Raw genomic sequence first — 19,207 nt, 5'->3', positions numbered from 1 at the left:
GAGGCCGGCCCCACAGGACGAGTGTTCCCTGTATAAGGATGTCGCACGTTGGTGAGTGCTGAGTGGGAGAGGGGCGGTCACGTGCCTGGACGGGGCCGAGCCCTCGTGGTCCTGTCGCTGTCTCTCCTTAACGTTTTCGCCCTCGCCGCAGGGGTGGCAGTGGTGAAACTCACACCGGAGCGGCACTTGTCGCCGCAACCGCCCAGCGTGGCGGCGCGTGACGTCGTGCAGGTCCCGGCCTCGGCGGCCGCGATCGCCGCCGCCGATCCCGGATCGGGACGACCGCCGAACCCGTCCACCCTGGCGGGACGGCTTTCGGCGCTGATCGGCGGCCCGCAGGCGAAGATCAACGCGGTGGTCGTCGACGCCGAAACCCGCCGGCCCCTGTACGAACTGCGCGCCGACCGTCCCGCCACACCGGCCTCGACGACGAAGCTGGCGACCTCGGTCGCGGCACTGGCCGAGGTCGGCCCCGCGCACCGGATCACCACCCGGGTCGTACGCGGGACGGGAGGCGGGATCGTGCTGGTCGGAGGCGGGGATCCTACCTTGACGGCCCTTCCCGCGCGTCCTGAAGCCGACCATCCGCCGTATGCGTCCCTGTCGGACCTCGCCCGTCAGACCGCCACGGCGCTGAAGGCGTCCGGGCTTCGCAAGGTGCGCGTGGACTACGACTCGTCCGCGTACCAGGGCTCTCCTACGGCCGCCGGGTGGAAGCCCAATTACCTGCCGGACGGTGAGGTGGCGCCTGTCTCCGCCCTGACCGTAGATGAAGGACGGATCGCACCCATGGACCCGTCCAGGAAGGCGCGGGTCTCTGATCCACCTGCCGCTGCGGCGGGGCAGTTCGCACGTCTGCTGTCCAAGAACGGACTCAAGGCGAGCGCCGGGCGAAGGACGGTCGCACAGAAGGGGGCCGCGCAGCTCGGCGCCGTTCAGTCACCGCCCTTGTCCGCGCTGGTGGAGCACTTGCTGACCGATAGCGACAACGACGTGGCCGAGGCGATGGCGCGCCAGGTCGCCATCAAGCTGGGCCGTCCGGCGACGTTCTCGGACGCCGCTCAGGCCGTCCGGCAGGTTCTGGCCAGGTTGGGTGTCGCGGAGGGCGTTTCCGTCAACGACGGCAGTGGGTTGTCGCCTCGCAACCGCATCTCGCCTGTCGCCCTGGCCCGGATCGTTTCGCTCGCCGCTGGCCAGGACCACCCGGAGTTGCGTCCGGTCATCACCGGCATGCCGATCGCCGGATTTTCGGGGACGTTGAGTCCGCCGCGCTACACGGTCGCGTCCAGCCAGGCGGGGGCGGGGATGGTCCGCGCGAAGACCGGCACTCTGGCGGGCGTCAGCACGCTGGCCGGGCTCGCCTATGACGCCGACGGCCGGCTGTTGGCGTTCGCCTTCATGGCGGGGGACGGGAAGGGCCCGGTCGATCCGGGGAAGCTCGACCAGCTGGCGGCGGCCGTCGCGACCTGCGGGTGCGGCTGATCCTCCGGTTATCCAGCTGATCCTTCGGTTATCCACAGGTGCTTGTTCTGCTGCGTTCCGGTGGCGGGAGAGGCAAGGGTGGAGGGGTACGGTCCGCCCCCGGGTGGGTGGGGCATCTTTTTCGTGGAATGCGGGATATGCGGCTGCGTGTGGGGTCCGCCGTACGGGAGATAACCAGAACGGTTGTTCGTTGAACGACCATGCAGGGCGCTCCGGCGCCACGTCCGAAACGTACGGTGGAGTACATGAGCGCCTCAATGATCGACTGGAACGTGGCGGTTCAAGCGGGGACCCGGCTCGTCCGGCCGGGACCGCAGGTCACCCATGCCGAGGCCCGTGAAGTCGTGAAGGAGTTGCGCGAGCTTTCGAAGATCGCCCACGGGCATGTGCGGGACTTCACCGGCATGGCATCCGAGCTCGACCCCGACCCGGCGACGGTCGTGGACAGGCCCGGGTGGATCCGCGCCAACGTGGACGGTTTCCGCGTGGTGCTGGAACCGCTCATGGACCAGATGTCCGAGCGGCGCGGCCCCAGCCCTCTCGGAGGTGCGGGCAACGTTGTCGTCCAAGCCGTTGGTTCCCGTGTCACCGGCATGCAGGTGGGCGCGATCCTTGCGTACATGGCCAGCCGTGTCCTGGGGCAGTATGAGCTGTTCCTGCCGCCGGACCCCTCAGGTCGTGCGCCCACAGGACGTTTGACCTTGGTCGCGCCCAACATCGTCCATGTCGAGCAAGAACTCGGTGTGGAGCCGCATGACTTCCGCCTCTGGGTGTGCCTACATGAGGAGACGCACCGCGCCCAGTTCACCGGGGTGCCTTGGCTGCGCGAATACGTGCAGGACCAGATGACCAAGTTCCTCCTCGCGTCGGACCTCGACCCAGGCGTGATGCTGGACCGCATCCGAGACGCGGCCGAGGCCGTCGCAGACGCGGTGCGCGGCGGAGACGCCAACCTCATCGACGCGATCCAGAGTCCCGAGCAACGCGAGATCCTCGACCGCCTCACCGCGGTGATGACGCTGGTCGAGGGGCACGGCGACTACGTCATGGACGCGGTCGGCCCGGAGGTCGTGCCGTCCGTCCAGCAGATCAGGTCCCGCTTCCAGGGACGGCGTACCGGCGGCTCCAAGCTCGACAAGACGATCCGGCGCCTGCTCGGCATCGACCTGAAGATGAAGCAGTACGCGGAGGGGTCGCGGTTCGTCCGGCGGGTCGTCACCGAGGTCGGCATGAGCGGGTTCAACCAGGTCTGGCAGTCGCCGGAGACGCTCCCGACGCATGACGAGATCAAGGAGCCGGCCCTGTGGATGGACCGGGTCGTCGGGCCGCGCTCCATCGACTCCCCGCCCAAGGCCAACGAGGCTTGAGGGCCGCCGGTGCGCGGCGCCATGTGGTGGTAGACGTTTCCCATGGGCCCTGATCCGGCGGTGGCGGCGGTACGCCTTGCGGTGCGCCGGGTTCTCGCCGACCTTCCGCAGGGCGAGATGGTTCTCGTCGCCTGCAGCGGAGGCGCGGATTCTCTGGCGCTCGCAGGTGCGGTGGCCTTCGAGGCGCCTAGAGGGGGGCGCCCCGCCGGCGGGATCACGATCGACCATGGTCTCCAGGACGGTTCGGACGACCGTGCGGACTCCGTGGTCCGAACGATGGCCGGGCTTGGCCTCGACCCCGCGGGATCGGTCGCGGTCACCGTCGATGGGCCCGGTGGCCCGGAGAACGCGGCCCGTGACGCCCGATACGAGGCGCTCGACAGCGCGGCCGCCCGATTGGGTACCGCGGCCGTCCTTCTCGGCCACACCCAAGACGACCAGGCTGAGACGGTGCTGCTGGGCCTGGCACGTGGTTCCGGGGCCCGGTCCCTGGCCGGCATGCCGCCCAGGTTCAAGCGCTCCCACGACGTCCTCTACGCGAGGCCCCTTCTGGAACTGGACCGTGCGACCACACGCCGGGCCTGTAGGGCCATGGGGCTGGACCCTTGGGACGACCCCCACAACATCGATCCCGCCTACGCGCGCGTACGGGTCCGGCACGAGGCTCTCCCTGCCTTGGAGAAGGCTCTCGGGCCCGGGATAGCCGAAGCCTTGGCCCGGACGGCCAGGATGCTGCGCGACGACGCCGACGCCCTGGACGAGCTGGCCGCCCGCGCCTACGCCGACCTGCGGACCGTTGAGGACGGCCACAGCGTGGCAGTCCGCCTGGAAGGGCTTGAAGAGCTGCCCAGAGCCGTCCGTACCCGGGTCCTCAGGAAGGCGGCGGTCATGGCCGGAAGCCCACCGGGTACGCTCGCGGCGGTCCATGTTGACGCAGTGGATCGGCTGGTCACGGCCTGGCACGGCCAGCGGCACGTGGATCTGCCCGGGGGGCTCCGAGCCGTCCGGCGGTCTGGAAAGCTCCTGTTCGGCCCGGTTTGACCGTGGCGTGCGGGCGAGGTCCGAGCGATGAGGGTGGGGTTGTGGACGAGAAGGACCTGGGCAACGATCTGGCGAAGGTACTGATCCCTGAGGCCGACCTGCAGGCCAAGGTGCGGGAGCTCGCCGCCCAGATCGACGCCGACTACGAGGGCAGGGACCTGCTGCTCGTCGGTGTCCTCAAGGGCGCCGTCATGATCATGGCTGATCTGGCCCGGGCACTGCACTCGCCCGCGTCGATGGATTGGATGGCCGTCTCGTCCTACGGCTCGGGGACCAAGTCGTCCGGCGTCGTCCGCATCCTCAAGGACCTCGACACCGACATCATCGACCGCGATGTCCTGATCGTGGAGGACATCGTCGACTCGGGCCTGACCCTGTCGTGGCTGGTGAGCAACCTGCGTTCGCGTGGCCCCGCCTCGTTGGAGATCTGCGCGCTGCTGCGCAAACCAGAGGCGGTCAAGACCGAAATCGACGTGAAGTACATCGGGTTCGACATCCCGAACGAGTTCGTCATCGGCTATGGGCTCGACTACGCGGAGAAGTACCGGAACCTGCCGTTCGTGGGCACGCTGGCCCCGCACGTCTACGGCGGCGACGGGGCCTGAACGCACTGGACAGAGGGCACACCGGTCGTCCGGATGGGGCGGCACCGGTCAGAGGCACGCGAACGGCCCCAGGGAACAAGGGACCGTGACGAATCGTTGCAAGGGTCGTTGACGGGTATATGGATGGGATGCGGGAGAACGGCGTCGGCTGCGTCTCCTGCGCCTGCGGTGTACCGTCGATGTCCCGGACCCTGGGTCCGGGAGCACGTGAGGGAAGCCGCCACGGCGGGTCCGGAGCCTCGGGCGACGGGCCTTCGCCGGACGCATTGTTGGTCGCAGTGGCGTTCGTCCCCCGGGACGGGCGAGGATCACACACAGACGTTGGTCAGGAGGGACGGGCCCCCACAGGGGTAACCGGATAAATGGACGTGAAGCGCTACTTTCGCGGGCCGCTGCTGTGGATCCTGCTGTTCGGCCTTTTGGTCGCCCTCGTCATGTGGGGCGTCAACCCCGGCCGTTCGTTCGAGAAGGTCGACACCTCCAAGGTGGTCCAGGAGATCAACGCGGGCCAGGTGAAGTCCGCCAAGATCGTTGACAAGGACCAGCGGATCGAGCTCACCCTCAGGAACGGCAAGCAGCAGCAGGCCTCCTGGGTCGACGGCCAGGGACTCCAGCTGCAGCAGCAGCTGCAGAAGCAGGCCGACGCGGGCAAGCTGCCCGGCGGCTACAACGTCGATGTCCCGAAGCAGAGTTTCTTCCTGAACCTGCTGTTCAGCCTGCTGCCCATCGTGGTCATCGTGCTGATCTTCCTGTTCATCATGAACCAGATGCAGGGCGGCGGCTCGCGGGTGATGAACTTCGGCAAGTCCAAGGCCAAGCTCATCACCAAGGACACCCCGAAGACCACCTTCGCCGACGTGGCCGGGGCCGATGAGGCCCTGGAAGAGCTGGAAGAGATCAAGGACTTCCTGCAGAACCCGGCGAAGTTCCAGTCGATCGGCGCCAAGATCCCCAAGGGCGTGCTGCTGTACGGCCCGCCCGGCACCGGTAAGACGCTGCTGGCGCGCGCCGTGGCCGGCGAGGCGGGCGTGCCGTTCTACTCGATCTCCGGCTCCGACTTCGTCGAGATGTTCGTCGGTGTGGGCGCGTCCCGCGTCCGCGACCTGTTCGAGCAGGCCAAGACCAACGCCCCCTCGATCATCTTCATCGACGAGATCGACGCCGTCGGCCGGCACCGCGGCGCGGGCCTCGGCGGCGGTCACGACGAGCGTGAGCAGACCCTGAACCAGCTGCTGGTCGAGATGGACGGGTTCGACGTCAAGGGCGGCGTGATCCTGATCGCCGCGACGAACCGTCCCGACATCCTCGACCCGGCGCTGCTGCGCCCGGGCCGCTTCGACCGCCAGGTCACCGTCGACCGTCCCGACCTGGAGGGCCGCAAGGGCATCCTGCGGGTGCACGGCCGCGGCAAGCCGTTCGCGCAGGACGTCGACTTGGACGTCATCGCGCGCCGCACCCCCGGCTTCACCGGCGCCGACCTGGCCAACGTCATCAACGAGGCGGCACTGCTCACCGCGCGCTTCGACCGCAAGCTGATCGACATGGACACCCTGGAGGAGTCCATCGACCGCGTCATGGCCGGGCCGGAGCGCAAGACCCGGGTGATGTCGGAGAAGGAAAAGAAGATCATCGCCTACCACGAGGGCGGGCACGCTCTGGTGGCGCACGCGCTGCCGAACTCTGACCCCGTGCACAAGGTGACGATCCTTCCGCGCGGCCGGGCCCTGGGCTACACCATGACCCTCCCGATGGAGGACAAGTTCCTCACCACGCGCTCCGAGATGACCGACCAGCTCGCCATGCTGCTCGGTGGGCGCACGGCCGAGGAACTGGTGTTCCACGAGCCGACGACCGGTGCGGCCAACGACATCGAGAAGGCCAGCTCCATCGCCCGCAACATGGTGACCGAGTACGGCATGAGCGAGCGCCTGGGCGCCCGTAAGTTCGGCACCGGGCAGGGCGAGGTCTTCCTCGGCCGCGACATGGGCCACGAGCGCGACTACTCCGAGGACATCGCGTCCGCGATCGATGACGAGGTCCGCCGCTACATCGAGGCGGCCCACGACACGGCGTGGGAGATCCTCGTCGAGTACCGGGACGTCCTCGACGAGCTCGTCGTCAACCTGATGGAGAAGGAGACCCTGTCGAAGGACATGGTGCTGGAGATCTTCGCGCCGATCCAGAAGCGGCCGCACCAGAACTCCTACACCGGCTACGGCAAGCGCCTCCCGTCGGACCGTCCGCCGGTGCTCTCGCCCAAGGAACTGGCCCTGCTCGGCCCGCAGGACGTCGCCGACCTGACCAAGAACAACGGCCAGGGCGGCGTCACCTCCGAGGCCGTCGACCCGGCCCCGGGCGAAAGCTGACCGTCTTGGCGATTCCGTACGACGAGGCGCCTCTCGAAGAGGACCCGCAAGAGGAGACTCTGCACGGCGGGCACTTCGACCATGCGCGCATCGAGAAGGCCGTCCGGGAGATCCTGATCGGCATCGGGGAGGACCCCGACCGTGACGGGCTCCGTGAAACGCCCGCGCGGGTGGCGCGGGCGTACGCGGAGCAGTTCGCCGGCCTGCGCCAGACGCCCGAGGACGCGCTGACCACGGTGTTCGACGCCGACCATGAGGAAATGGTCCTGGTGAAGGACATCGAGGTGTACTCCGTGTGCGAGCACCACCTGGTGCCCTTCCACGGGGTAGCGCATGTGGGGTACACGCCCAACAAGAAGGGGCAGATCACCGGTCTGTCGAAGCTGGCCAGGCTGGTGGACGTGTACGCCCGCCGGCCGCAGGTGCAGGAACGCCTCACCAGCCAGGTCGCGGACGCGCTGATGAAGGTCCTGGAGCCGCGCGGGGCGATCGTGGTGATCGAGGCCGAACACCTGTGCATGACAATGCGCGGTGTGCGGAAGCCCGGCGCGAAGACGGTGACGTCGGCGGTGCGCGGCGACTTCCGGGATCATGCCGAGACGCGTTCCGAGGCGATGAGCTTGATTCTCGGCCGCGCCTGATCGTCCGGCCCTCTCGGGGCCACCGAACCGTCCGAACGGGCCTCAGCGTCGCACTGAGGCCCGTTCCGTCGTTTCGGGAGGGGGTATGCCGGACGCACCGGGGCGGCGAAGGCGCCGCTCCGGCGGAGGGATTCCAAGGCATAGGGTTGGGTGACATGACCAGTGCCGCCGTTCCGGGGCTGCCCGCGCCAGGGCGCTGCCTCGTCATGGGCGTGGTCAATGTGACCCCGGACTCGTTCTCGGACGGCGGTGCCTGGTTCGACCCGGAGAAGGCCATCCGGCATGGGCTCGACCTTGTCGCGGAGGGCGCCGACATCGTTGACGTCGGCGGTGAGTCCACTCGGCCTGGCGCACAGCGTGTGTCGCAGGGCGAGGAACTGCGCCGCGTGCTTCCCGTCATCAAGGCGCTCACCGCTGAGAACGTTCCGGTCAGTGTCGACACCATGCGTGCCGAGGTCGCTGAGGCCGCGGTCGGTGTGGGCGCCCGTCTGGTGAACGATGTCAGCGGTGGTCTGGCCGACCCGGACATGCCGCGGGTGGTGGCCGCGGCAGGTGTCCCGTACGTCGTGATGCATTGGCGAGGCCACAGTCACGACATGCAGACCCGCGCCATCTATACGGACGTTGTCCGTGAGGTACGCGACGAGCTGCAGCACAGGGTCGACGCCGTGCTGAACGAGGGCGTCGATCCGTCGCTGATCGTGCTCGACCCAGGGCTGGGCTTCGCCAAGAACCCGGAGACGGGGCATAACTGGTCGCTGCTCGCCCATCTGGACGCGTTCACCGGTCTCGGCTATCCCGTCCTGGTAGGGGCGTCCCGCAAAGGGTTCCTGACCCGGCTCCTGGCCGAACCGGACGGGACGCGCCGCCCGTTCGCCGAATGCGACGACGCGACCGTGGCCATCACGGCGCTCGTAGCGGCCGCTGGGGCATGGTGCGTGAGGGTGCACAGGGTGCGGCCCAACGCGGACGCGGTGCGAGTGGCGGCCGCCATGCGCGCGGCCCGTCCAGCCAATGAAGACCGTTCCGACGACGGAGGTCCCCGCCTGTGAGCCGTGCCGTGAACCGCGCCGACGTGGACGAGGTCCACGCCGAGTTCTATGCCGCGTTCGAGGAAGGCGACTTCGACCGGATGTCGGCGGTGTGGGCGGACGGCTCCTACGCCGAAGGCGTCTCCTGCGTGCATCCCGGCTGGACGATGCTGCGGGGACGTGAGGCGGTGCTGCGCTCGTGGGCGCTCATCATGGCCAACACGACCTACATCCAGTTCGTGCTGACCGACGTCGAAACCGATGTGTACGGCGACCACGCCGTGGTGACGTGCAAGGAGAACATCCTCACGGCCGACGAAGACACCGAGGCCGGGTTCCTCGCCGGGGGAAGCATCGTCGCGACGAACGTGTTCGTGCGGGTGGACGGGGAGTGGCGGCTTCTGCTGCACCATGGTTCGCCCGTCCTCAACGTCGTGGATGCAGAGGAAGAATGACTCTCGACCGCATCGAGCTGCGCGGGCTCCGCGCGCGGGGACGGCACGGATGCCTGCCCGCCGAGCGTGAGCTGGGCCAGGAGTTCGTCGTGGACGCCGTCCTCGGCCTCGACACCCGCCCGGCGGCGGCGGGCGATGACCTCTCGCGTACCGTCGACTACGGAACGCTCGCCGGCCGGCTGGTCGCCGTCGTCGAGGGGGAGCCCGTCGACCTCCTCGAAACATTGGCCGACCGGTTGGCGAAGATATGTCTGGAAGACCGGACGGTGTCCGAGGTCGAGATCACCGTCCACAAGCCGAGCGCCCCGATCCCGCACCCCTTCACGGACGTCGCCGTGAAGATCACGAGGAGTCGCCCATGACAGCGTCCGACCGCATGCCCGACCGCACCGCCACCGGTGGACACATGCTGGTCCAGCACCGTGTCGTGTTCTCGATCGGCAGCAACCTCGGGGACCGGCTGGACAACATCCAGGAGGCGGTCGACGCGCTGTTCGACGCTCCGGGGCTGCACTTCGTGGCGTTCTCCCCCGTCTACGAGACCGCTCCCTACGCGCCGCCGGGGGAGAGCATCCCCGAGCAGGGCGACTTCCTGAACATCGTGCTGGTCGCCGACACGCGGCTGCCACCGGAGAACCTGCTTGAGCGCGTCCTCAACATCGAGAACTCGATGCGCCGGGAACGTGTGGTCCGCTGGGGCCCTCGGACCCTCGACATCGACATCGTGGTGTTCGGGGACATCTCGATGAGCGACCCCGAACTGACGCTCCCGCACCCGCGCGCGCACGAGCGCGCCTTCGTTCTCGTCCCGTGGGCCGACATCGAGCCGGACGTTCTCCTGCCGGGGCACGGCCGCGTCGGTGACCTGGCCCAGGCCAAGCAGTCCGAGGGTGGTCCGTCGGCCGTCCGGAGGCGCGACGACCTGGCGTTGCAGCAGCCTGCATGAAACCGTCCCGTCCGCTGTTCCTCATCGCCCTCGTGGTCGTCATAGGCGTGATCACGTGGGCGGTGCTGCATTCTGCCTACGTCTCGCTGCCGCCGCTGCCATGGACGGCGGTGCCGACGCTGCTGCTCCTCGCCCTCGGCGAGGGCTTCAGCGGGCTGAACGTGCTGCTCCGCATCCGCCGCGCCCCGGGCAGGAGGCGGGGGCCTGACGCAGGACGCAAGCCGGCGCAGAAGCCGCAGAAGCCGCTGGACCCGCTGGCGGTGGCGCGCCTGGCCGCCCTGGGGAAGGCCAGCGCGCACTCCGCCGCGGTCATCGCGGGGGTGTTCGCCGGTTTCGCCGCGAGCCTGGCGTCCTCCCTCGACAAGCCGACGCCCCGGCACGACTTCTTCGTGAGCGGCGGGACGTTCCTCGCGGCGTGCGTGCTGGTGGCTGCGGCGTTCTTCCTGGAGTACGCGTGCCGGGTGCCCAAGGACCCGGACGAGGAGGAACGCGACCGCCGCGCATCACGCGCCTGAGCGCGTGTGAGGGTCCGGACGTGTGGTGCAGGGCTATTTGTCGATGTCGCCGACGACGAAGAACATCGAGCCGAGGATGGCGATCATGTCCGCGACCAGGTTGCCGGGCAGCAGTTCCGTGAGCACCTGGATGTTGTTGAACGACGCCGACCGAAGCTTCATGCGCCACGGTGTCTTCTCGCCGTGCGACACGAGGTAGTACCCGTTGAGGCCCAGCGGGTTCTCCGTCCAGGCGTAGGTGTGGCCCTCCGGAACCTTCAGCACCTTCGGAAGCCGCTGATTGATGGGGCCGGGCGGGAGGTCCACCAAGCGGTCGAGGCAGGCGTCGGCGAGGTCGAGGGACGCGTGCACCTGGTCCAGCAGGCACTCGAACCGGGCCAGGCAGTCGCCCTCCGACCGGGTGACCACGCGGACGTCCAGGTCGCCATAGGCGAGGTAGGGCTCATCCCGGCGGAGGTCGAAGTCCAGGCCGGAGGCACGCGCGATAGGGCCGGACACCCCGTACTGCAGGATCTGCTCCTGGGTGAGGACACCGACGCCTCTGGTGCGCGCACGGAAGATCTCGTTGCCCATGATGAGGTCGTCGATGTCGCCCATGCGGCCACGGACCTCGGACACCGCCGTCCGCGCGCGCGCCGTCCAGCCGGCCGGCAACTCGTCCTTCAGCCCGCCGACCCGGTTGAACATGTAGTGCATGCGTCCGCCGGAGATCTCCTCCATGACCCGCTGCAGCGCCTCACGCTCACGGAACGCGTAGAAGATCGGGGTGATGGCGCCCACTTCGAGCGGATAGGAGCCGAGGAACATCAGGTGGTTGAGGATCCTGTTGAGCTCCGCCAGCAGCGTCCTCGCCCAAACGGCGCGTGCCGGGACCTCCATGCCGAGCATGCGTTCGACGGCGAGAACGACACCGAGCTCGCTGGAGAACGCCGACAGCCAGTCGTGCCGGTTCGCCAGGACGATGATCTGGCGGAAGTCGCGGACCTCGAAGAGCTTCTCCGCGCCCCGGTGCATGTACCCGACGATGGGCTCCGCAGCCGAGATGCGTTCGCCGTCCAAGGTCAGCTTCAGCCGGAGCACCCCGTGTGTGGACGGGTGCTGGGGGCCGATGTTCAGGGTCATGTCCTCGGTGGCGAGCTCCTTGGCGCCCGCACCGATCCCGACGATCCGTTCGGTGGTCATGGTCGCGTCTCCGCCGCTCCGGTCACCGCTTCATGGTCCCATGGCGAGCGGTACTCGTTATCCGGTTGACTAGGGGGCAATGAACGCGAGCCACGGCGAACCGCCATACGAGCCCGTCGCGCAGCCTGGAACCCAGGGCGCGGCGCACCAGCCCGCGCCGGCCGGCCCGGGCCCAGGCGGTCAACCGCCTGGTCAGGGGCAGGTACAGGCACCATACCCGCCGCCGCAAGGCCCGCCCGTCTATCAGGCGGACCAGGCGTTCGCGCCTGGGGGCGGCCTTCACTGGTCGCCCATTTCCAAGCGCCATGCCTTGCACAGGCTTCTCACGGCCGTCCTGTGGGCGATTCCGGTCGGTGGCGTGGGGGCGTTCATCGTTTGGAGGAACGGCGGCGTCATAGCGGCCGCGATGTGGATCGCCGCCACCTTCCTTGGGGTCGTGCTCACCTCGCTGGTCGCGGAACTGGATCGTCGGGCGTACGGCTATGTCGAGCGTGGCGACGACCTCATCGTGACCCATGGCGTGTTCGTGCGGCGCCTCATCGTCGTCCCGTACGGACGGATGCAGTTCGTGGACGTCACCGCGGGGCTTCTTGAGCGGTGGATGGGCATCGCCACCGTCCGGATGCACACCGCCGCGGCCGCGACGGACGCGACCATCCCGGGGCTGCCCGCCGCTGAGGCCGCGCTGCTGCGCGACCGTCTGGCGCAAAAGGGCGAAGAACGGAGCATGGGGCTATGAGCGGCCCCTACGGCCCCTACGGCCCGTACGGTCCGCCAGGACCACCGAGACCACCCGGCCCACCGGGACGCCCTGGCCCTTACGGTCCCCAAGGGCGGCCAGGGCCGCCATACGGCCCGCCAAGTCCTTCATATGGCCCGCCTCGTCCTCCATATGGCTATGGACCCGCGCAGGTGCAGCGTCCGCAGATCCCGTTCTCCGCGGGCACGCACAGGCTCCACTGGGCGACGGCCCCGCTGCGCGCGTTCATCTTTCTCATCATCTACTTCGTCCTTCTCGGCTTCCCCCTGCTGCTGACCCAGACGGACAGCGGTGTCACCCTGGCCCTCACCGCGGACGTGATTTTCAGGTTCATCCTGGTGACCGTCCCCATGGGCGTGGTCGCGGTGGTCACCGGCCTCTGGTCGTGGCTGGCCCTCCGCTTCCGCATCGACAACGACGATCTCGTCGTCGAGACCGGCATCCTCCGCAAGAACGTGCGCCGCATGCCGCTTTCGCGCATCCAGGCCATCGACCTTGTCCGTCCGCTGGTGACGCGGGTGTTCGCGCTGGCGGAAGTGCGGGTGGAACTCGCCGGCGGCGAGCAGAGCGAGATCGCCCTCCGGTACCTGGGACGGCAATCGGCGCAGCGACTGCGCGCCGAACTCCTGGCCCGCGCGGCGGGGCTCCCGGGCCAGACGCCGGAAGCGCCCGAACGGCACCTGTGGAGGGTCCCCTTCGGGTCCCTGCTCGGCTCACTGGTCGTGCGGCTGCCCGTCCTCGGGACGGCGCTGCTCTTCCTCGCGTCCCTGATCTTCTTCGTGATGTACGCGGAGGGCGGCATCCTTGCGGTCACCGTCCCCGTCCTGCTCGGGCTCATCCGGGCGGTGGTCGCGCCCCTGGTGATGTACGCGAACTTCACCGTCGCGATGTCGCCGGACGGGATCCGGCTGCGCTACGGGCTGCTGGAGACCCGGATGCAGACGCTGCCTCCAGGCCGGGTCCAGGCCGTCAGCATCGTGGAACCGCTGATCTGGCGGAGTCTCGGCTGGGCCCGCGTCGAGGTCACCGTCGCCGGATACGCGGGCGAGCGCCAAGCCCTGTCCTCGACCTTGCTGCCCGTCGCGCCCCGTCACGTCGCCATGCACCTCGTCTCGCAGGTCTTTCCTGGGACGAACGTCGATGCCGTGGCCCTTGTCCCAGCCTCGTCCAAGGCCGTGGCGATCGACCACGCCGATGGTGCCGGCACTGACGACGTCGTCTTCGTGACCCGGCACGGGTGGCCATGCCGCCGTACGGACGTCATCGCGCACGCGCGTGCGCAGAGCGTGCGGCTCACAGTGAACCCGTTCCAGCGCATGCTGGGGCTGGCCACCGTCCACGTGGACGCGCCCCCCGGGCCGGTCCAAGTCGCCGCGACGGACCGCGAACTCGGCGAGGCCCGGGCCATCGTCGAATCAACCGCCCGCCGCGCCCTCGCCGCCCGCCGGGGCGGCGGCGGAGACCCCACCCGCTGGGCCCGCTGACCCGCCTCCACAGGTAAGACCGGCGCCCCTCGCCTACGGCGTTCACCCAGATGACGAGCCTTCGACGGCCCTCTCCCGCAGCGACGTGCGAGGGCTGGAGCGGCAACGGTTATCCACAGAACATGATTCTGCTCACCCCTCTCGCGGCCGTACCCCACGATGGACCCGGTCGGCCCGCCCGAGGGGGAGGGCGGGCCGACTCTGGCAAGGGCAGGGGGAGGGCCAGAAGGTCTGCGAGGGACGGGGGCAGGACGAAGGCGTAGTTGCCGAGGATGTTTGCGATCGAGGGTTTCGAATTGTTTCGAAAGGTATCGGGATAGTGCCCGCTAATGTACGTCGACTCGGGGCGTGGGATTAACCGGGGGTGTGATGTCTGGGCTTTGAGAAAGTGGCGGCCTTGCGGCATGGAGGGTCGTCGGCGTGGCGACGTGCGGTTCACGTGCTGCGAGGACGACGGGCCCGGGGATCTGCGGAACTCGCGGGTGGCTTGGAGTTCGAGGTGAGTTCAGGGTGCCGGGTCGGCCGCGTTGGAAGGCGTTTTCGGTGAATCGTTCTTGACGCGGTGATCTCGGCGGCGTACGTTCGGCCGGAAGTTCGAAAGAGTTCGAAATCTTTCGAAGGTGTGGCCCTCGTTCGCGGAGTCGATCGGAGAGCTGTGGTGAGACGCCGTCCGCTTGTCCATGTCCGGCGCCCAGTGCGGAGAACGGGTGCCCTCGCGCAGCGTGTGAACGGGATGCCTCCGGGCGCCAGGTCGGCCGGCGTCCTGGTGCTCGTGGCCGCCCTCGTCGCGGCATCGTTCTCGGTCGCCGCCACGGGCGCGGAGGGCGCGCCTCGCACGGCGGGCGGCCGGGCCGCGCCGAAGATCGGCGGCCACTGGGTCGGCAGCTGGGCGTCGATGCCGCAGCTGACCGAGCCCGGCAACATGCCTCCGCCCCCGTTCACCCAGGACGAGGGGGTCTTCGACGACGCGACCCTGCGCCAGACCGTCCGGGTCTCGGCCGGCGGCCGGAACGTGCGCCTGCGGTTGTCCAACGCGTTCGGCATGGCGGCGCTCCCGATCACCAAGGTGTCCGTGGCGCTGCCCGCCGGCGGGAAGGCGGGCGTCAGCGCGATCGAGCCGGGGACGTCCCGGTCCGTGACGTTCCATGGCCGCTCGGCGACGGTCATCCCGGTCGGCGCGCAGATGGTCTCCGATCCGCTGACATTCCCGGTGGCGCCCCGGTCCATCCTGACCGTGACGATCTACCTGGCGGACGGCCAGGCCTCGACGAACATCACGTCCCACCCCGGCTCCAGGACGACCTCTTACATGCTGGCGGGCGACCATGTCGGAGACACCGATCTGCCTGGGGCGACCCACACCGACCACTGGTACTTCCTCAGCGGACTGGAGGTGTGGGCCCCTCCCGCCACCGCGACGGCCGCCATACTGGGGGACTCGCTCACCGATGGACGCGGCTCCACGACCAACATGAACGACCGCTGGCCGGACCAGTTGCTGGACGCGCTGCAGTCCCGTCCGGCCACGAGCGGAATCGCCATCGTCAACCAGGCGGCAGGTGGCAACCGCGTCCTCAACGACGGTCTGGGCCCCAACGCCCTCGCCCGGCTGGACCGCGATGTGCTCGCCCAGAGCGGCGTCCAATGGCTGGTCGTGTTCGAGGGGGTCAATGACATCGGCACCACCGAAGCCGCTCCGGCGGCGCAGAAGCAGGTCGCGGACGATCTCATTGCGGCCTACGACCAGATCATCGTCCGCGCGCATGCGCAGGGCATCCGGGTGTACGGCGCGACGCTCACCCCGTTCGGCGGCAACACCATGTACGACGACCCGGGCGGGTACCGGGAGGAGGCGCGCCGGACCGTCAACACATGGATCCGCGCCGGCCACCGCTTCGACGCCGTCATCGACTTCGACCGCGCGGCCCGCGACCCGGCCGACCCGCACCGGCTCCTGCCGTCCCTCGATGTCGGGGATCACCTGCACCTGAACGCCGCCGGCTACAAGGCACTCGCCGACGCCGTCCCGCCGGCCCTTTTCCGCCGGGCACCGCTTCCTCCGACCTTCGGCTTCAACTGATGCCACCCCCAGAACGATTCGCAACGGGCCCCCGCCCGCTGCCCCGCGCGACACTCCGGCCGGACCTCACGCCGCCCCCCGCCGGAATATGAGCGCGCCGGTCGCCGGACCGTCCGCCGAGTAGTGGGAGCAGAACGAGGCATGGACGTCCGGCGGCCGGTGTCCGACCGAGGCTCTCCCCACGCGGCGGCGGCATCGGCCGACCACAGCGGGCCCTCCAGGCCCCTCCCGCCAACCGGCACCACGGTCCGTGTCAGCCGGCGTCACGACCGATATCGGCTGGACGGTGCGAGGGCCGCGTCGGCCATGCGGTGTGACCGGCGGTGTCGGCTGGGCTGTGCCACGCCAGGTGTCGGTCGGCGCCATGAGCGGTGTCGCGCCACCGCCCACCCGACTCGGGTTGGTGGTGGCGCGGGTGGTTTCGGGTGTCCGGGCTGGGCTGTGAGTTCGTGGCTGCGCGGTATGACGGTGGTCGCCGGGGGCGTGTCCGTCGGGGTGGAAGAGTGCATGTCAACTGCGCCTGGGGTGGTGGCGTGTTACCGGGCGGGGGTCTGTCCGGCTCGGGCGCTTGCCTGGTCGACACCCGGAGCGTCAGTTGGTGAGGAGGTCGTGTAGGCGGGCTGCGAAGGCGTTTGGGAAGGCCGTGTTGCCGTTGTGGCCGCCGGGGAACTCGACTAGGGGCGTGTTCAGGACGGTGGCCAGTTCTCGGGCGCACTGGCAGTTCCACGCGTGGATCGAGGCGGCGCCTGCGGCGGGGATGATGCGCGTCGTCGTGGCGGCGGCGGTGATCTCGGCGGCGCCGAGGGTGTCGCGGCGGAGGCCCGCGACGTCGTTGGTCAGGTAGTAGGTCATGTCGGACGCGCGGTCCTCGGTCATGGGGACCGTGGTGACGCCGGACTCGGTCTTCATGCTCGCGGGATCGAGGCCGGTGGCGGCGGCGACCTTCGCGACGGCGGCGCGCCAGTCGCCGGTGCGGGCGGTGCTCTCGACGTCGGCGAGGATGCGTTCGATCCGGGCGCGGTCGGCGGGTGGCAGCAGGCCGGGGGTGGCGGGATCGTGGGCGATGAGGGTGGCCAGTTGCCCGGGGTGGGCCGCCGCCAGGTGAAGGCCGTAGAGGGCGCCGAGGCTGCATCCGAGCATGAGCGCGGGTTCGTCGGTGAGGGCGGCCAGTAGGTGGTGGACGTCCTCGGCGTGCGTCTCCGGCGGGACGAAGGCGGACGGGTCGGAGACCTTCGTCCGGGACAGGCCGCGCCGGTCATAGGTGACGACGGTGTAGTGCTCCACCAGGCGGTCGACCATGTCGGCGCTGCGCCGGGCATCGCCTTCGCCGCTCTGGCCGATGACCAGCATCGGTCCGTCGCCCCTGACCTCGACGTACAGGTCGGCGCCGGGAGCGGGAAGCATCGTGGTCTTGACGGACATCAGGTCCTCCTTGAGGAGTGTGGGTCTTCGCGATAGGCCGCCGGGACGGTCCTCGCGGTCGGCCCGGGGGCTCGCAGGTGATGCCACCGTAAAGCATCGAAATAGATGTACCAAGTTAGATGCATCTAGAATGATGTAAGTTGAGGCCGTGAACGGAGTCGAGCTGTTCCTGCTGGGCCGGACGCTGATGAAGATCGGCGAGGAGGCCATGCCCTCCCCGCGTGACGGGAGGAGGGGCGGGACGCGCGCGGTCCTGATCGTGCTGAGCGACATCGTCGTCCACCCGGACAGCGCCGTCGGGGAGATCGCCGAGCGCACCGGGCTGCCGCAGAGCCAGGTCTCGACCGCGGTCGCGCGGCTGCGGGAGACGGGGTCGGTGGTGGCGGCGCCCGATCCGGGCGACCGCCGCCGCTCGCTGGTGCGCGTCGCGGACGAGCCGTCCGAGCGGGTGGCCGAGGTGCGCGCGACCACGATCGACGCGGCCCTGGCGGCGGCCCTCGGCGGAGACGAGCACGTCGGCGAGGTGACGGCCGCACTGGAGACGCTGGCGCGCCGTCTTTCGCCCGGTTCGGTGGCCCAGCTTCGCTCCGGATAAGTCCGGGATGCGAATATCGTCGGCACATGAGCGATTTGGCCTATGACCCCTGGTCCCCCGCGTTCGTGGCGGACCCGTATCCGGCGTTCGAGCGACTCCGCGCCGAGCGTCCGGTGTTCTTCCACGAGCCCACCGGCCAGTGGGTGATCAGCCGGTACGAGGACGTCGACGCGCTGCTGCGGGACCGGCGCCTCGGACGGTCGTACCTCCACATCGCGGGCCACGAGGAGTTCGGCCAGGCTCCGGAGGCCGAGTTCCTCAAACCGTTCTGGGATCTCATCCGCGCCGGGATGCTGGACGTGGAACCCCCCACGCACACGAGGCTGCGGCGCCTGGTGTCCAAGGCGTTCACCGCCCGCATGGTGGAGGGACTTCGCCCGACGATCAGGCGCCTGGCCGGCGAACTGGCGGCGGCGCTCGCCGACAAGGGCGGCGGCGACCTGCTCGCCGAGGTCGCCGAGCCGCTGCCCGTCAACGTGATCGCGGAGATGCTCGGCGTCCCCGTCGAGGACCGTCACCTTCTGCGCCCGTGGTCGGCCGGCATCTGCGGCATGTACGAGCTGAACCCGTCCGAGGAGGCGCAGCGGACCGCCGTACGCGCCGCCGTGGAGTTCTCGGACTACCTGCGCGGTCTCGCCCGCACCCGGCGGGACGAGCCGCGCGACGACCTCATCACAGCGCTCACCCAGGTCGTGGACGAGGGCGACCGGCTCACCGAGGACGAGCTGATCGGCACCTGCGTCCTGCTGCTCAACGCCGGCCACGAGGCCACGGTCAACGCGACCGGCAACGGCTGGTGGTCGCTGTTCCGCAACCCCGGTGAGCTGCAGCGGCTCCGCGCCCGGCCGGAGCTCGTCCGCACTGCCGTGGAGGAACTGCTGCGCTACGACACCCCGGCGCCCATGTTCGAACGCTGGGTCCTGGAGGACATCACCGTCGCCGGCGTCGGCATTCCGCGCGGCTCCGAAGTGGCGTTGCAGTTCGCGTCCGCCAACCGCGACCCCGAGGTGTTCGCGGATCCGAACCGGCTCGACCTATCTCGCGACCCGAACCCGCACATCACGTTCGGCCTCGGGATCCACTACTGCCTGGGCGCGCCTCTGGCCCGCATCGAACTCGCCGAATCGTTCGGCGCGCTCCTGCGTGCGGCCCCCGACCTGCGCCTCGCCGCCGAGCCGAAATGGAAGCCCGGCTATGTCCTGCGTGGTCTGGAGAGCCTCCATGTGGAACGCTGA

Annotated in this window: 18 protein-coding genes; 16 read left to right on the top strand and 2 right to left on the bottom strand. The window is 69.4% G+C overall.

Features of this window, described 5'->3' with window-relative positions:
- Positions 1-162: 162 nt before the first annotated feature.
- From dacB to ACQPXG_RS43230, 11 genes are all read left to right on the top strand, one after another.
- Complete coding sequence (gene dacB / locus ACQPXG_RS43280) at positions 163-1,482, top strand: D-alanyl-D-alanine carboxypeptidase/D-alanyl-D-alanine endopeptidase (RefSeq protein ID WP_433464940.1); 1,320 nt, start codon at positions 163-165, stop codon at positions 1,480-1,482.
- A gap of 257 nt (positions 1,483-1,739) precedes the next feature.
- On the top strand, positions 1,740-2,849 hold the full coding sequence (locus ACQPXG_RS43275) for a zinc-dependent metalloprotease (protein WP_433470159.1): 1,110 nt from the start codon (positions 1,740-1,742) through the stop codon (positions 2,847-2,849).
- Positions 2,850-2,891: 42 nt separating this feature from the next.
- The gene (tilS, locus tag ACQPXG_RS43270; RefSeq protein WP_433464939.1) at positions 2,892-3,890 is read left to right on the top strand and encodes a tRNA lysidine(34) synthetase TilS; all 999 of its coding nucleotides are present in this window, start codon (positions 2,892-2,894) and stop codon (positions 3,888-3,890) included.
- Positions 3,891-3,931: 41 nt separating this feature from the next.
- The gene (gene hpt / locus ACQPXG_RS43265) at positions 3,932-4,495 is read left to right on the top strand and encodes a hypoxanthine phosphoribosyltransferase (protein WP_433464938.1); all 564 of its coding nucleotides are present in this window, start codon (positions 3,932-3,934) and stop codon (positions 4,493-4,495) included.
- Between the two features lie 362 nt (positions 4,496-4,857).
- Positions 4,858-6,861 (top strand): ATP-dependent zinc metalloprotease FtsH, encoded by a 2,004-nt coding sequence (ftsH, locus tag ACQPXG_RS43260; RefSeq protein WP_433464937.1) that lies wholly within the window; start codon positions 4,858-4,860, stop codon positions 6,859-6,861.
- Between the two features lie 59 nt (positions 6,862-6,920).
- On the top strand, positions 6,921-7,502 hold the full coding sequence (folE, locus tag ACQPXG_RS43255) for a GTP cyclohydrolase I FolE (RefSeq protein WP_433470158.1): 582 nt from the start codon (positions 6,921-6,923) through the stop codon (positions 7,500-7,502).
- 155 nt (positions 7,503-7,657) lie between these two features.
- Positions 7,658-8,554, top strand: coding sequence for a dihydropteroate synthase (folP, locus tag ACQPXG_RS43250; protein ID WP_433464936.1), 897 nt, complete (start codon positions 7,658-7,660; stop codon positions 8,552-8,554).
- A complete protein-coding gene (locus ACQPXG_RS43245; protein WP_433464935.1) occupies positions 8,551-8,988 on the top strand; it encodes a nuclear transport factor 2 family protein in 438 nt (145 codons plus the stop codon). Before folP ends, ACQPXG_RS43245 begins: the two co-directional genes overlap by 4 nt.
- Complete coding sequence (gene folB, locus ACQPXG_RS43240; RefSeq protein ID WP_433464934.1) at positions 8,985-9,350, top strand: dihydroneopterin aldolase; 366 nt, start codon at positions 8,985-8,987, stop codon at positions 9,348-9,350. The genes ACQPXG_RS43245 and folB overlap by 4 nt, the downstream gene beginning before the upstream one ends.
- Positions 9,347-9,934, top strand: a complete 588-nt coding sequence (folK, locus tag ACQPXG_RS43235; protein ID WP_433464933.1) for a 2-amino-4-hydroxy-6-hydroxymethyldihydropteridine diphosphokinase — start codon at positions 9,347-9,349, stop codon at positions 9,932-9,934. Before folB ends, folK begins: the two co-directional genes overlap by 4 nt.
- Positions 9,931-10,449 carry a DUF3180 domain-containing protein gene (locus ACQPXG_RS43230; RefSeq protein ID WP_433464932.1) on the top strand — a complete coding sequence of 173 codons (519 nt, stop codon included), beginning with the start codon at positions 9,931-9,933 and terminating at the stop codon, positions 10,447-10,449. Before folK ends, ACQPXG_RS43230 begins: the two co-directional genes overlap by 4 nt.
- A 33-nt stretch (positions 10,450-10,482) precedes the next feature.
- Here the strand turns inward: ACQPXG_RS43230 and ACQPXG_RS43225 are convergent, their stop codons facing one another.
- Positions 10,483-11,631, bottom strand: a complete 1,149-nt coding sequence (locus ACQPXG_RS43225; RefSeq protein ID WP_433464931.1) for an NADH-quinone oxidoreductase subunit D — start codon at positions 11,629-11,631, stop codon at positions 10,483-10,485.
- Between the two features lie 79 nt (positions 11,632-11,710).
- On the opposite strand from ACQPXG_RS43225, the gene ACQPXG_RS43220 reads away from it, so the two are divergent.
- The 3 genes from ACQPXG_RS43220 to ACQPXG_RS43210 all read left to right on the top strand — a co-directional run bounded on the left by ACQPXG_RS43220 (position 11,711) and on the right by ACQPXG_RS43210 (position 15,955).
- Positions 11,711-12,370: a PH domain-containing protein gene (locus ACQPXG_RS43220; RefSeq protein WP_433464930.1), complete on the top strand. Its 660-nt coding sequence runs from the start codon at positions 11,711-11,713 to the stop codon at positions 12,368-12,370.
- Between the two features lie 173 nt (positions 12,371-12,543).
- On the top strand, positions 12,544-13,875 hold the full coding sequence (locus tag ACQPXG_RS43215) for a PH domain-containing protein (protein WP_433464929.1): 1,332 nt from the start codon (positions 12,544-12,546) through the stop codon (positions 13,873-13,875).
- A 733-nt stretch (positions 13,876-14,608) separates the two neighbouring features.
- The gene (locus ACQPXG_RS43210; RefSeq protein ID WP_433464928.1) at positions 14,609-15,955 is read left to right on the top strand and encodes an SGNH/GDSL hydrolase family protein; all 1,347 of its coding nucleotides are present in this window, start codon (positions 14,609-14,611) and stop codon (positions 15,953-15,955) included.
- A gap of 591 nt (positions 15,956-16,546) precedes the next feature.
- Here ACQPXG_RS43210 and ACQPXG_RS43205 read toward each other — a convergent pair.
- The gene (locus tag ACQPXG_RS43205; RefSeq protein ID WP_433464927.1) at positions 16,547-17,377 is read right to left on the bottom strand and encodes an alpha/beta fold hydrolase; all 831 of its coding nucleotides are present in this window, start codon (positions 17,375-17,377) and stop codon (positions 16,547-16,549) included.
- A 148-nt stretch (positions 17,378-17,525) separates the two neighbouring features.
- On the opposite strand from ACQPXG_RS43205, the gene ACQPXG_RS43200 reads away from it, so the two are divergent.
- Both ACQPXG_RS43200 and ACQPXG_RS43195 read left to right on the top strand, forming a co-directional pair.
- Complete coding sequence (locus ACQPXG_RS43200; protein WP_433464926.1) at positions 17,526-17,972, top strand: MarR family transcriptional regulator; 447 nt, start codon at positions 17,526-17,528, stop codon at positions 17,970-17,972.
- A 26-nt stretch (positions 17,973-17,998) separates the two neighbouring features.
- On the top strand, positions 17,999-19,207 hold the full coding sequence (locus ACQPXG_RS43195) for a cytochrome P450 (RefSeq protein ID WP_433464925.1): 1,209 nt from the start codon (positions 17,999-18,001) through the stop codon (positions 19,205-19,207).

This window comes from Spirillospora sp. CA-128828 (genome assembly GCF_050945415.1).
GTDB lineage: Bacteria > Actinomycetota > Actinomycetes > Streptosporangiales > Streptosporangiaceae > Spirillospora.
Note: the sequence above shows the minus strand (reverse complement) of the source record. Positions and strands in the feature narration are given on the sequence as shown.